The following is a 309-nucleotide window of genomic DNA, read 5'->3' as shown; positions in this document are numbered from 1 at the left end:
GCGCTTCGCGGGCTTGTCGGCCCAGTCCTCGGGTACTTCGCCGTTCTTGATCGCTTTGTTCTCATCGCGGGTGTTGTGGTTCTTCGGCACCGCCACGATCGTTCGCGGTGCGCTCGAACCCGTGGCGCTGCACCGCTCACCATCCAGGATCTGCCCGCCCCGCGCGATGTAGCCCTGCCGCGCCAGGTAGCCGTCGAACTGGCGGAACAACTCTTCGACCAGACCCGTCTCCACCAGACCCTCGCGATAGAGCCAGACCGTCTTGGCGTCCGGCACCCGGTCCTCGAGCCCCAGCCCGAGAAACCGCAT

Annotated in this window: 1 protein-coding gene; it reads right to left on the bottom strand. The window is 66.3% G+C overall.

Features of this window, described 5'->3' with window-relative positions:
• Positions 1–309, bottom strand: a 309-nt coding sequence (locus ACH107_RS33730) for a transposase (protein ID WP_412509911.1), incomplete at both ends; no start/stop codon positions are given.

The organism is Roseovarius halophilus (ex Wu et al. 2025), assembly GCF_047086965.1.
Note: the sequence above shows the minus strand (reverse complement) of the source record. Positions and strands in the feature narration are given on the sequence as shown.